13 protein-coding genes are annotated in these 12,569 nt (G+C 58.2%); 6 read left to right on the top strand and 7 right to left on the bottom strand.

Annotated elements, in window-relative coordinates:
• Positions 1–11: 11 nt before the first annotated feature.
• From BM216_RS25625 to BM216_RS25605, 5 genes are all read right to left on the bottom strand, one after another.
• The gene (locus BM216_RS25625; RefSeq protein ID WP_046801784.1) at positions 12–1,694 is read right to left on the bottom strand and encodes a cis-3-hydroxy-L-proline dehydratase; all 1,683 of its coding nucleotides are present in this window, start codon (positions 1,692–1,694) and stop codon (positions 12–14) included.
• Positions 1,695–2,117: 423 nt separating this feature from the next.
• Positions 2,118–2,837, bottom strand: coding sequence for a L,D-transpeptidase (locus BM216_RS25620; protein WP_093002203.1), 720 nt, complete (start codon positions 2,835–2,837; stop codon positions 2,118–2,120).
• A 126-nt stretch (positions 2,838–2,963) separates the two neighbouring features.
• Positions 2,964–3,881 (bottom strand): LysR family transcriptional regulator, encoded by a 918-nt coding sequence (locus tag BM216_RS25615; RefSeq protein WP_093002058.1) that lies wholly within the window; start codon positions 3,879–3,881, stop codon positions 2,964–2,966.
• Between the two features lie 134 nt (positions 3,882–4,015).
• A complete protein-coding gene (locus tag BM216_RS25610; RefSeq protein WP_046801782.1) occupies positions 4,016–4,765 on the bottom strand; it encodes a MerR family transcriptional regulator in 750 nt (249 codons plus the stop codon).
• A 9-nt stretch (positions 4,766–4,774) separates the two neighbouring features.
• The gene (locus tag BM216_RS25605; protein WP_093002057.1) at positions 4,775–6,679 is read right to left on the bottom strand and encodes a S9 family peptidase; all 1,905 of its coding nucleotides are present in this window, start codon (positions 6,677–6,679) and stop codon (positions 4,775–4,777) included.
• Between the two features lie 694 nt (positions 6,680–7,373).
• On the opposite strand from BM216_RS25605, the gene BM216_RS25595 reads away from it, so the two are divergent.
• The 6 genes from BM216_RS25595 (at position 7,374) to BM216_RS34730 (ending at position 11,972) form a co-directional block, all read left to right on the top strand.
• Complete coding sequence (locus tag BM216_RS25595; RefSeq protein ID WP_143102862.1) at positions 7,374–7,769, top strand: hypothetical protein; 396 nt, start codon at positions 7,374–7,376, stop codon at positions 7,767–7,769.
• A 222-nt stretch (positions 7,770–7,991) separates the two neighbouring features.
• Positions 7,992–8,666: a response regulator transcription factor gene (locus BM216_RS25590; RefSeq protein ID WP_046801778.1), complete on the top strand. Its 675-nt coding sequence runs from the start codon at positions 7,992–7,994 to the stop codon at positions 8,664–8,666.
• Entirely contained in the window at positions 8,653–10,020 is a 1,368-nt protein-coding gene (locus tag BM216_RS25585) for a sensor histidine kinase (RefSeq protein WP_244530327.1), read from the top strand. The genes BM216_RS25590 and BM216_RS25585 overlap by 14 nt, the downstream gene beginning before the upstream one ends.
• Before the next feature lie 227 nt (positions 10,021–10,247).
• The gene (gene ampC, locus BM216_RS25580; protein WP_093002054.1) at positions 10,248–11,405 is read left to right on the top strand and encodes a class C beta-lactamase; all 1,158 of its coding nucleotides are present in this window, start codon (positions 10,248–10,250) and stop codon (positions 11,403–11,405) included.
• A 259-nt stretch (positions 11,406–11,664) separates the two neighbouring features.
• The gene (locus BM216_RS35100; protein WP_280141709.1) at positions 11,665–11,799 is read left to right on the top strand and encodes a hypothetical protein; all 135 of its coding nucleotides are present in this window, start codon (positions 11,665–11,667) and stop codon (positions 11,797–11,799) included.
• Between the two features lie 41 nt (positions 11,800–11,840).
• Complete coding sequence (locus BM216_RS34730; RefSeq protein WP_244530346.1) at positions 11,841–11,972, top strand: BA14K family protein; 132 nt, start codon at positions 11,841–11,843, stop codon at positions 11,970–11,972.
• 148 nt (positions 11,973–12,120) lie between these two features.
• On the opposite strand, the gene BM216_RS35210 is transcribed toward BM216_RS34730, so the two are convergent.
• A complete protein-coding gene (locus BM216_RS35210; protein WP_348272016.1) occupies positions 12,121–12,372 on the bottom strand; it encodes an antibiotic biosynthesis monooxygenase family protein in 252 nt (83 codons plus the stop codon).
• An 83-nt stretch (positions 12,373–12,455) separates the two neighbouring features.
• The coding region (locus tag BM216_RS25565) for a transposase domain-containing protein (RefSeq protein ID WP_143102828.1) at positions 12,456–12,569 on the bottom strand (114 nt) is incomplete at its 5' end.

Raw genomic sequence — 12,569 nt, 5'->3', positions numbered from 1 at the left:
CTTGTTATCCGTCAAGCCAGCCAGGCCGGCAGGCGTGGAGGGACACGGCCGGTGAGGGCTGCTTCGATGCAGTCGGCGAGGCTGCCGAAGCGGACGGTGCGGCCGGACAGGCCGGGGCCGTAATGGGCGTATTTCCCGGAATTGGTGATGAGGGTGCGGGTCTTCGGCGGGAAGACCGGTTCGGAAATCGAGCACCAGCACAGATCCGGGATGACCTGGATGCCACTTTCCCTTAGCCGGATAAGAGTGTCGCCGGCTTCCGCCATGACGTCTCGGCCGGCGGTGACGAAGACGGCGACGTCCTTGTGCCGCTTGCGGCCTCCCAGCGCATCCGCCAGGGCGCCGCATTCTGAAAGCGAGGCGTGCGGGCTGCCGATGGCGACGAGTTCGACCTCAGCCGGACCGTCGTTGAACATCCTCCAGGTGTCGATCATGTCGGCGGGGGTGATGGCTGTGTGATCGGCATTGGCGGCGGCTGCGTCTTTCGCTTCGGGCGTGATGCCCTCGATGTGCAGCATCGGGGCGGCGGAGGTGGTGCCGAAGGCGGCGCACAGCGCCTTCAGGTCGTCCTGCGTCGGTTGCGCGGCGGCGAGGCCGCGCAGGAGCGGAATGCGGTCGGGTGCGGCGCGGCCGGCAAGATAGCCGATGAGGGGCCAGAAGGCATCGTCGACATTTTCCGGCACGTCGACGTCGATGATGCGGGCCGCCTTGCGGTGCTCGTCGAGATACACCCCGGAGAGCGGGGCGCGGCCAGTCAGCGCAATGCAGAGGTCCAGGAAATCGGGATGCTTCGCCGTGCGGGCGCCCAGCACGCTATTGGCGAAGATCACAGCGTTGGATTCGGCCCAGGCGATGGCCTCGCCCATCTTCGGCGCGCTGTCGAGGAGATAGGGGGAACAGGTAAAGGTCGCACGGCAGCCCATGCGCACATAGGCGTCGGCGAGGCGGGCGGCGGGATCGCCGAAATCCGCCGGCACGCCCTGGGCCCGCCAGTTTGCGCGATCGACGGAGATGGCGTTCATCGTGGTGGGAATGCGCACCATGGCGCCCATCCCGGCCATCTTTTCGGCGAAGGTCAGGTTGGCGGAGCTGGCATAGATGCAGCCGTCGATGTGGCCCTGCACGACGTCGACGAGCTTTAGCGCGCCCTGCTGCGCGGCCATGGCCGTCGTGATGCGCATGGCGAGCTGCACGGCGATGCCGTCGCGGCCGTCGAGCATGGCGCGGTCGTCGTCGGTGAGGTCGAGCGCGGCGGTCGCGGGCGGCGTGACCGGGATCGTCAACGCGTCCGTCTCGATGGCCGTCTCGCTGATCCGGGCAGTTTTTTCACGACAGAGTGCGGCGAAGGCGTCGCGCGAGACGCGCAGCACGGGCAGCGACGTCTCGAACATTTCTGCAGCGATCAGCGCGCCGAGCGTCAACACGTCCTCGGCCTCGCTGAAGATGAGGGCGGCGGGTGCGCGGCCCGTCAGCGCGAGGTCGAGCAGCACGCCGGAGCCGGTGCAGGAGCCGCGGCTCGACGGCATCATAAGCACGCCGCCGGTGATCGTGACGCCGTGCAGCGGGTGGTGCACGTCGATGACCTTGCCGGTCGCGGGATCGACGCCGCCCCAGAAGCTCAGCGCCTCGCCCGCGGCGATGACCTGCCCGGCGGCGATGCCGGGGAGAATGCTGCGGGCGAAGAGGTCGGCCATCGGCGGCTCCTGTGCGGCTGGAGGCGTTGCGTCGAGAAGGATGTGTCGTCCGTCGCCGGGCGATCTGTCAACAGGGCTGCGGCGAGGCGTAGGCATAGAGCCCAACAATCGGCGATCGAACGTCGGCCGGGCGTTAGCGCGCCGTCGGTGCAAGCGCTGCACCGAAGATGCAAATTGTCTATGAAATACGAGAATGTTTGGGAGCAGGTGGAAACAATGCCGGGCATTCGGTATGGAATCCCCGGCTCGGTCCAAGCTTTACGCTTGATTAGCGCTCGCGGACAAGGGGTATCCACAGCTTGACCGCATCGTTTGTTTTTAGCGCATTATCCGACGCAGAAGTGACTGCGCTCCGCTGAAAATGCTTTTGCGGCATCCATAGCGCGGCAAAGTAGCACCGGCTGCCGAAAGAGAGGCTCGATATCACACGGTCATCGGCCCCTGATGCACGACGATCGGCGCGTGGAAGGGAACGCGCTCATAGAGGTCCACGATATCGTGGTTCAGGAGGCGCACGCAGCCCGATGACACGGCCTTGCCGATGGATTGCCACTCGGGATTGCCGTGGAGTCGATAAAGCGTATCCTGCCTGTTCTGGAAAATGTAAAGAGCGCGAGCGCCGAGGGGGTTGAGTAGACCGGGATCCATTCCTCCGTTGGCAACAGAGTACTTTTCCAGTTCGGGTTGCCGCGCGATCATCTCGCTCGGCGGCTTCCATCGCGGCCAATGCTGGCGCCAGTGGATATATCCCTTGCCCTCCCAGGAAAATCCGTCTCGCCCGATACCAACCCCGTATCGTAACGCACTTCCGTCGTTTTCCACCAGATAGAGAAATCGCTTTGGCGTGTCGACGACAACAGTCCCCGGCGCCTCGCCGGTAGGATTGGGAACACGCTGCCTGAGATATTCTGGGTTCATTCGTTCAATAGGAACTGCGGGAACGAAATGTCCGCCATCTTCAAACGCCTCATAACGGGAAGCGAGTTCCGGGTCGATCGGTGAAGGCATTGGATCGGCAACTGGCTGGGGGGTGTTCAAAGCCGATCTTTCTTGCACTGTCGTACATCCACCGAGTATGGCCGGCGCCGCCAGGGAGCCGAGTACGAAGTTACGGCGAGATATGAGACTGCTTGTGTTCTGCATTCTGGAAAGTGACCTTGGGGTTGCGCCTGCAAACATTGCTTGAATCGCACAGTATTCTCCCTTCGACCGAATATTCCATATCTGCATGAGTGATAGCCCTCATAACCGTTGGCTATGCTCTAATGGCTAGCGCTGCTCCGAGGAGATCCCGTCAATCTTTCTGAGCCGCGGCATGACGAAGTCCGTAAATGCCCGAACGACCGGTCGCATGAACTTCGTGGACGGATAAGCAAGGAAAGCTTCGGTAGGTCGGAGCCAATATTCGGGCAGCACCCTTACAAGTTCGCCGCTGGCCAACAAATCCGATACGAGGTTCTTTTGCACCAGTCCGACGCCCCGACCACGCAAGAGTGCCGCAATCATCACGTGTGCATTATTCGTTGTGAGTATCGGCCTCACTACAACATCCTCAGCGCGCCCGCCTGGTCCCAACAAGGAAATGGTGCTGCGCTGAGCGAGCATCTTCGGGGTACCGATTACATCAAGCTCCGAAAGCCGTTGTGTGTCTTCGATCTCCCCCACCTGTTTAACGTAACGAGGGGACGCGACGAGAAATCGCTCCACCCATCCAATGCGGCGTGCGATGACCTCCTGATCCTCGATTTTCCCGTAGTGAAGCGACAAATCGAAGTTATCATAGACCAAGTCGATTGTGCGCTCGTCGAGAGCAAGTTCGACGGAAATCCCGCAATGCTCATCCTGAAATTCGCCGACAATCCGTTCGAGATGGCCAACACCAATGCAAGATGGAGCGTGAATTCTCAGATTTCCTTCAATCTCACCTGTGTTGATGCGAACGCCCTCCAGTGCAGCGTCGATCGATGCGATCGGCATGCGGCTGGCCTCGTATAATTCTAGCCCATGCGCCGTCGGGCGAACGATTTTCGACGATCGCTCCAGAAGCCTGGCTTGAACGTGCCGTTCGAGGTTCGAAATATGCTTCGTTACAGCCGGCTGCGTTACCCCGAGGTCCCGTGCCGCCGCCGTAATCGAACCTTTCTCGACGGTGCGTATGAAAGCTTTCAAAGCGACGTTGATATCCATGATATTGCTCGCAGTTATAGCTGGCTCCAGCCATAACCAAGAGTTTGAATGTGGCGTGATGATGTTTGGGAACGGCAGACCGCCAAATTTTGGTTCGCCTGCCCCCTACAATCGTGGATGGCGCAAAGTGGCGATCACCGGCTGGATACCAGTCGGCTTCTGATTTCGGTCAGTAATCGTTTCTGCTGATTGTTCGTATTCTCGAGGGCATGAAGCCAGAGCAGCCCTGCTGCTTGGTCTCTCCCGCTACCGCTTAAAGCATTGTCGAAGTCTCTCATCCATGACCCGAGATGTGCGATGTAATCATCGGCAAGTGCTGAAATCTCGGCGTCGCCACTACCAGGCCCCAATGCATCGAAACGATTCCCCAGCTCGCTTGCGGTAGCACCGTGCTCGCCATCTGCCAGTTGGTCGTAGAGCCGAGCCAGTTCTGCGCGCTGCTCTTTATCCAGAAGGTTTGACAGGAGTACAGATTGCTCTCGACCCGCTCGTACGGCTGTAGGCTCTCGTCCCGCCTCCAGCGCCATCAGCGATGTTGCGAATTCCGGTGCCATGTCGGGCGGTCCTTTGCCGTCGCGCAGGGCAGCCACTGTCCGGCGTCGACGCTCGAGAAGTTCGATCTGCCGCGTCAGCCCGTCATGAAGAGCATCTAAACTGTCCCCGGTCATCCAGGCATGATTGTCGAGAAGCGCTGGGATTTGCGAGAGGGAAACACCGAGCTCCGTCAATTGACCGATACGCAGCAGTCTGATCAGTTGCGGCAGGCCGTAAACGCGATACCCATTGTCTTGCCTCGGCGGCTCCGGCAAAAGTCCGATCTGGTGGTAGTGCCGCAGCGTGCGGATGCTCACGCCCGCCAGTGCTGCAATCTCCTTGCTGCGCATGAGCCCTCCTCAGTGCTCGCCCCTTAAATGCCGTGCCAGAAAGCGCTCGATCCTCTGATAAAGCTCGATATTGCTATCCTCGTTGATGAACCAGTGCCCTTCGCGCTCGTTGAGGAGATAGTCAACCTCCACACCACTGGCGCGCACTGTTTCCACCACCACATCCGCCTGTGCCTGTGCGACACGTACGTCATTAGCGCCATGGATCACCAAAAGAGGTTTAGAGATGCAATCAAGCCGGCTGACCGGCGAGCGCGCAAGCATGTCCCGGTTCTGCATCTCGATGTCCGGATCGCCCATGTAAGCAAGGTAGGTATTGATCAGGGCGGGCCGAACGAACGGGACGGCGCCATCCACAAGCACGCGGAGATCGGACATGCCGGAATAGTCGATGGCGGCAGCGAAGCGCTCCGGCGTGAAGCTGGCGCCCACCAGTGCGGCATAACCGCCATAGGAGCAACCATAGATCGCCACCCGCGCCGGGTCGGCAATACCCTGCCCGATTAGCCAGTCGAGCCCGTCGATCAGGTCGTCATGCATACGCCCAGAGAACTCTCCGATCGCGGCCTGCATAAAAGCCTTGCCGTAGCCGGTCGAGCCGCGAAAATTCACCTGCAGCACGGCATAGCCACGGTTGGCGAGGAACTGCACTTCCGCATCATAGACGCAGGCGTCGCGATACCACGGCCCGCCATGCACCAGAAGCACGGTCGGCAAAGCGCGGGGCTCATCCTCGGCATCGTACCCAACGGGCAGCGTGACATGGCAAGGCAACGTCAATCCGTCACGCGACGTCACATCGACCGGGTGCACGCTCGCCAGCCGCTCAGCCGAGATTTCGGCAAATCGCTCACCTAGCACCCGTGCATCGCCGCTCACATGATCGTAAAGCCACGTCGTGCCGGGATGGCGGTCATCCCAGAATTCGACCACCCATTTTTCGCCACCGGCATCGCAGGAAATGTGACCTATTTCCCCGTCTGATAGCCGCTGCAAGCTATCGAGCACGGCGGCAAAATGCGGGCTCAGCGACCGAATCTTCTGTTGTATGCCAAGGTAGCGTAGTCCTAGCAACTCACCCGTCACAGGATTGGTGATCAGGCTGGAGGGGAAGCGCGTATCGGCCTCTGGCCGCGGCGTATCGAGGCTGCAATCGGGTAGGCTGTCGATCACTCTTTGTCTGCCCGTCGCAAGGTCGATGGCAGCAAGATAGGTGTGGTCGCTGCCCGTATTGCAGCCGACGAAGATGCTCTTTCCATCCGCCGCAACCATCAGCGGCATCGGCCCGATCGGCTGGTCGCGCCCCTTCAGCTTGGCCAAAGTGGTGAAAGTTCCGTTTTCGTAGCGAGCCAGTTCGTGGTCACCAGCGTCGTCGATGATAAAAGCATGCATCGGACCGTTCGGTGTAACGATCCAGCGGACGAAGCGATCGGGACTTTCTGCAGCGATCCTCGTTTCACCATTTTCGATATCGACCTCGTACAAATCAATCAGGCCCGGACTTCTGAGGTTCATCTGCACGAAAGCCTTGCCCGGAAGCGCGGCGGAAAAGTCCAGACCCATCACCCGCACGCCGGCAAAGGGCGTCAAGTCGACAGTTAGCGCCTTCCCGCAAACCGTTTCTGCCCCGTCCACCTCTACGCGATGAAGGTGCCAGTTCTCGTCGCCCCTGCTGTCCTGCACGAAGAGAATGTAGCGAGCATCGCGCGTCCAACTAAAGCCGTCGATATTGCGCGTGTCATCGCCCGTCAGTCGCCGCGCCGCGCCCTGTCCGGTTGGCTGCACCCAGATGTTCAACCTTCCCCGCCAGGGCGCAAGATAAGCCACGAGCCGGCCATCGGGAGAAATCTGAGCCCGCGAAAATTCCGGCGTGCTGAACAGCGTTTCAATCGGGATGAGATCAGGAGCAGTCATGTCGAACCTCGCATCGTCGGCGGACCGCGATGCCTAACGAGCCGCCCACACTAAGACAATATCGACACACTGCCTAAACTATGACGTGACGTCGGAGTCAACGGTGAGGGCGAGCTTGATCCGGCAATCACGTAATTTCTGCGTAACTGTGAAATCCCATAAGCGTCCGGCGGGAACGCGCTTCGCTCTCGCAATCGAATGAATTTACCGAGAAAGAAGGTACATCAAATGAGCAAAGCCTCCCTGGATCATGTTTTCATGCGACGCTTGTCTGTCGGGACAGTGTTCGCAGGCCTCCTTATCCTGACCGGCTGCCAGACACCGGAACAGGAACGCTACGCCGACCTCGACACCTGCTCTGGAATGGGCGCACAATACGGATCATCATCTCATACCGGGTGCATGTTACAGCAGCAGCAGCGTCGTGACGACGCGCAATTGCGGACCCTCGAGGCAGCCAGGCTAAGCCAGATCATGGCAGAAGATGCCCGTCGGCAGCATGAGCGCATGAAAAGAGAGAGACGGCGGGACTAGTTTCGAGTTCGGTGGGAGGCTGAGCTGATCGAAACCGATCTACGGGAATGGCTGCCGGCTGATGAATGCCGGTCTGGGGACGTTCACCCTCGAGCCTCTCACCAATGATGCGCCCCCTCTACGGCAACCGCATCCCCCAAGAATCGGGAACCAACTGCTCATGTTAACTCTCTTGCGGATGGAAGTACGCCTCATCCAACGCCACAGAACTGAGTTTATTGTTGTGAATGCAGCTTTTTTTGGCCTGTTTGCAACGACGATGACGGTGACGTTGCTGAACCCGGAAATCCAGCCAGCCGTTTTGGATGCGATATCGGGGATAGTGCGCACCGACCTTGCCATGCAGGTCTATCTCAGCGGAAACGTCGTCTATGCAGCATCAGCAGCCTTGGCGGTCAATCTCGGGATTGCAGTGACGCTCATTACGATCCCATCATTCGTTGTACCATTTTTCGGCGTCGTGTTCGCGATGGTGTTTGCGGCGGCTTATGGTGTCACGCTGGCTCCGATTGGTCCTCATGCGGCTGCGATGATCCCACACTCCATCCGGTCCTGATAGAGATCCAGGCCTATATTGTCGCGGCCTTCGGCGCCTATTTGACCGGTCGAACCATCTTTTTACCTGTGGCGGGAGAAAAGCGGTCTGTCGGACAAAGATACGGGGCGGCAGCTGTGCACATTCTCACGCTTCACGCGATTGTCGTCCCGCTCCTTTTCTTCGGCGCGGTCTACGAAGCCTTTGAAATCATCTATCTCGTAAGGTACTTCATTTAGCGTCATGAAAATCTTGCTGGTCGAAGACGATCCCGAAATGGCCGATGCGCTTCGGACGGCGCTGTCGAGGCACGACTTCGTCCTGGCGGCGGTGGCGGATATCGCCATGGCGCGAGAAGCGATCGCCATCGAACGATACGATGTTGTTCTCATCGACCGCCAGCTTCCGGACGGCGACGGCAGCACTTTGCTCGCTGAGATCCGGCAAACAGACAATCCACCGCGCTCGATAATCATCTCCGCCATGGGATCCACGAAAGACAGGATCGCCGGCCTTAACGGAGGCGCGGACGACTATCTGCCAAAACCGTTCGAGGTCGATGAACTGATCGCCCGACTTAACGCAGTGGCACGCCGAACGCCTGAAGCCAAGGCAGACATCATCACGATCGGCAATATCCGCTATGATCGAGTGACACGAGACCTGTATGTCAACGGCATCCGGCAAGAGCTCGCTAGACGAGAGCTTTTGATCATCGAGTCACTTCTCAAGAATCTCGGACGAACGGTCCTGCGGTCTTCCCTGGAGGAAAGCGTGTACTCCTTCGACGACGAGATTCAGTCAAATTCTCTGGAAGCCAACATGTCGCGCCTGCGGCGCAAACTGGCAGATGCTGGTGCGGATATCGTCATCCGTAACATTCGCGGCGTCGGATATTTCCTCCATGAGCAAAAATAGCATGTCCCATTATTCGCTCCGCTGGCGCTTTACACTCGGCTTCATTACATTCCAGCTCCTCACCATCGTCGCCTCGTTCGGGCTCGTTCTATACATCGCGACGCTGAGTGCTCCCCGTGGCGCGGTCCCATCCACGTGGTACCCGCAGGAGATAGCAAGATCCGTCACAATTGACCAAAATGGCGTCGTGGCGGTCCGCCCTACGCAGGCACTCCGAACTGTGATGGCTGAGCGGCCTACTTCATGGTTTGCGGTTCGTCTTGCTGATGGCACAACACTCACCCATGGGGTGATCCCGAAGGACATCGGTGAAAACTTTGCCTTTTTTGACAATTTTCGCAGCGTCGAACTGCGCGGTTACGTCGATGTCCCCGATCGACAGGCCACCATTGATAAAATTCAGACAGAAGCAGGTGAAGCGACTATTATGGCCGGTGGCGTTTCGATGTCCCTTTACCAACTCGTCTTTGTCGTAGGTCAGATAACGATCGGCGTGCCTGCCCTCATACTTCTTTTAGTCACCCTCGTCGGTGTCCCGTGGGTGACAAAATGGTCGCTTCGCTCCCTCGGGAAGCTCACTGACCGTTTGAACAAAGTCGATTTTGAAGCCCGGGGCGGTGTAGTAAACGAGGCCGGACTGTCCAAAGAGCTGTTGCGGGTCGTCAGGGAGATCAATCTCGCCCTCAGTCGGCTCGACGCCGGTTTCGAAAAAACAGAACGCTTTTTCGTTAACGCAGCTCACGAACTGCGTACGCCCCTCGCCATAGTTCAGGTCCGTGCAGACACCTTGCCGCAAAGCGAGGAGAAGCTTCACATTCAGAAGAGCATCAAACGGCTTACCGCCATCACAAACCAGCTTCTGGATATAGAGCGATATCGACAGAACCCGCCGATTTCGAAGAAAATCGAACTGACGCACCTCCTTTCAAAGGTCGTTGCCGACCTTGCGCCGTTCGCGATTTCCGAAGGCTACGAAATTTCTTTCGAAACCGACGTTTCCAAAGTGTCCATGGAAGGTGATGACGAAGCCTTGGACCGCGCTTTTTCAAATCTGGTGCGCAATGCCATTCAATATGGAGGAAGGCGCGGCGACATCGTGGTCAAGGTGGAGACCGATGGTTCCGTCCTTATCTCCGATCAAGGCATTGGCATCCCCGTAGACCTTCATTCACGGATCTTCGAGCCATTTTACCGCGTTAATCCTCATGGATCTGGAGCGGGTCTCGGCTTGAGTATGGTCAACGAGATTATTGAAAAGCATGGCGGGGTTATCGAGCTCAAATCCTCACCGGACCATGGGAGCATATTTGCCATCCGCTGGCGAAACGCATTGAAGATTGCCGGGCGTGGTTAGGAACACTGGAACTGCGCAACATCCTCGGACCGGCTGTAGGTCGCTTCGACTTCCGCGTAGCAATTGCAGTCGGCAATGCGCAGTTGCCATCCGCTCGCCAACTCAAGCCGTTCGGCGGGTGTAACGTTCCCGTAATTTTGAGAGTTCATGACTGCAGGAAAGGCGCTTTGTCGAGTTTTTGAGTATCTGTCTGGAGCGCTCCCTACACTCTCGCAAACGGAGTCTGAATGCGCATTTTTCTAAGTACAGTGGCTGTCCTGTTCGGGATCGTGCTGCCGGTCGTGCCGGCGGCATCAGAGGATGATATCCGCTCGACCGTCGATACAATCGTCAAGCCGCTGATGGCTGAATATCAGATCCCTGGCTTGTCAGTCGGCATCCTGCTCGCTGGCCAGCACCATGTTTCCCATTACGGGGTCTCGTCTCGAGAAACGGCATCCCCCGTGGACGGTGCGACACTGTTCGAGATCGGCTCTTTGTCCAAACCCTTCACCGGCACATTGCTCGCACGCCTTCAAGCTGAGGGTTCGGTTTCTCTCTCAACCCAAGTCAAAGAGCTCCTCCCGGAACTATCGCAAAGCCCAATCGGAGCCGCTTCACTCCTCGAACTTCACACTTACGTGGCGGGAGGGCTGCCACTCCAGTTCCCTGCCGAAGTCAACGAGCAAAATTTTATAAGCTTCTATAAGAGCTTCATTCCCACCACCAAAATCGGCACCAGTCGCCTTTATTCGAATACGTCCATCGGACTGTCTGGCTATCTTGCGGCGAAGAGCGTCGACGCTCCCTTTGCTTCGCTCCTTGATGAAAAGGTGATCAAGCCGCTGAACCTGGCGCATACCTTCCTTTCGGTCCCTAAAGATCGCGTTAGCTCGTATGCGCAAGGCTACACAAGCTCCAATGCACCGGTACGGGTCAATCCTGGCTTATTCGACGATGAGGCTTACGGCATCAAGACAACCGCAGCCGACCTCCTAGATTTTGTTGAAGCGTCGGCCAATCCCAACCGATTCGACGGCTCGTTAAAAGCCGCTCTGATCGCGGCTCGCTCGCCGGTCTACCAAGCCCGTCGAATGTATCAGGGCTTGGGTTGGGAACTCTATCGCGCTCCAGCTCGACGCGGTGACCTACTTCAGGGGGTCGATCCCGATTTCGTCTTGAAGGCCAATCAGATTGATCCTCCCAGCTTGCATGTGCCGGCGGAGATGGTTGCCACCGTATCAAAAACAGGCTCGACGGGCGGGTTCGGAGCTTATGTTCTCTTTCAGCCTGAGCGCGGGACCGGAATTGTAATCCTTGCGAATCGGTTCTGGCCAAACTCCGCTCGCATCGCAACTGCTTATTCCATACTCGGAAAGCTCGACCCCGGGTTCTTTGCCGATTGACGCGCGGAGTTCGCATATCGGACGACCGCATCCTCTCCCGAGTATGCCTCCGTTTCGAACTAATATTCCTCCTCACTAAAGGATTAGAAGATGAAGAAGATAGCGACATTTTTGATCGCAGTGATGACTGCGTTCTCCGCTGCAATCCCCGGTCAGGCGGCCCCGGTTTTTGTCCCCTCGAACCCGGACACTCGCTACACTGTCGAGAACGTTCAATGGAATGGCGACCGCAGGTGGCGACCCAACAGGCACAATTGGAATGGCCATCATGGGCATCAACGGCCAAGCTATCATCGCCCTTGGCGCCATCAACATCGCCCTTGGCATCATCACCGGCGTCACAACAGTTCCAATGCCGCAGCGGTTCTCGGAGGTCTTGCAGCTGGCGCCATAATTGGTGGCGCTATCGCTCAGTCCCAGCAACCCCGTTACGCGTTGCCTCAGCGTGACTTACAGGGAGATCGGCACGTCAGCTGGTGTTTCGCGCGATACCGCTCTTACCGCAGCTTCGACAATACCTTCCAACCATTCAATGGGCCTCGCCAGCAATGCTATTCACCCTACTGATACGTGAAAACTCGAAGGTAGGGCGGATCCCGGCAGCGATATTCGCGCAGAGCGATATCAAGCCAGAGACGCATAGGTTATCTGGCACCCGCTCTGTACTTTGAAATGGCAGAGGTCGCTCGTGTCAGGCAGCGACCTCGCCTTTGTCTTAATCGTTTGCGGCTAGGTCGCCGCCTTCGAGATGATAGACCGTCGGTTCCTCCGAGAGATATGCCTGTATGCCTCTCATGAACTCCTCATGGTCCTCGCTCGCTTCGAAAGCTGGAGTGTGGTCCGCAAGCGAGCGCCATAGCACGATCAGGTTGAAGACCTTCGGTGTTTCGATCCCCCGAGCCAGAACGTGACCACGGTAACCCTGCGCACGCGTGAGCAGAGGAACAACGCTCTCGAATGCCTGCACGAACGTAAGCGCGATTTTCCATGCACATTGACGTAGGCGGCAGCACCGGAGCGGCCTCGTTTGCGAAGCGATATCCGGGTCTATCAATTGGCTGAGGTTTTGGAGAAGCTGAACGGAAGCAGGTCGTCGATGTCGTCGGCTTCGTGGCGTTGAGGCAACTCGGTGAGCACGTGGCGCAGCCAGGTAAGTGGGTCAAC

Source organism: Rhizobium sp. NFR07 (genome assembly GCF_900111905.1).
In the GTDB taxonomy this organism is placed as follows: domain Bacteria; phylum Pseudomonadota; class Alphaproteobacteria; order Rhizobiales; family Rhizobiaceae; genus Neorhizobium.
The sequence above is the reverse complement of the archived record's forward strand: the minus strand, read 5'-3'. Positions and strand labels throughout refer to the sequence as shown.

Coding starts and splice junctions, on each gene's coding strand:
- BM216_RS25625 (WP_046801784.1), bottom strand. CDS start 1,694: ATGGCCGACCTCTTCGCCCGCAGCATTCTCCCCGGCATCGCCGCCGGG.
- BM216_RS25620 (WP_093002203.1), bottom strand. CDS start 2,837: ATGCAGAACACAAGCAGTCTCATATCTCGCCGTAACTTCGTACTCGGC.
- BM216_RS25615 (WP_093002058.1), bottom strand. CDS start 3,881: ATGGATATCAACGTCGCTTTGAAAGCTTTCATACGCACCGTCGAGAAA.
- BM216_RS25610 (WP_046801782.1), bottom strand. CDS start 4,765: ATGCGCAGCAAGGAGATTGCAGCACTGGCGGGCGTGAGCATCCGCACG.
- BM216_RS25605 (WP_093002057.1), bottom strand. CDS start 6,679: ATGACTGCTCCTGATCTCATCCCGATTGAAACGCTGTTCAGCACGCCG.
- BM216_RS25595 (WP_143102862.1), top strand. CDS start 7,374: ATGTTAACTCTCTTGCGGATGGAAGTACGCCTCATCCAACGCCACAGA.
- BM216_RS25590 (WP_046801778.1), top strand. CDS start 7,992: ATGAAAATCTTGCTGGTCGAAGACGATCCCGAAATGGCCGATGCGCTT.
- BM216_RS25585 (WP_244530327.1), top strand. CDS start 8,653: ATGAGCAAAAATAGCATGTCCCATTATTCGCTCCGCTGGCGCTTTACA.
- ampC (WP_093002054.1), top strand. CDS start 10,248: ATGCGCATTTTTCTAAGTACAGTGGCTGTCCTGTTCGGGATCGTGCTG.
- BM216_RS35100 (WP_280141709.1), top strand. CDS start 11,665: ATGGCCATCATGGGCATCAACGGCCAAGCTATCATCGCCCTTGGCGCC.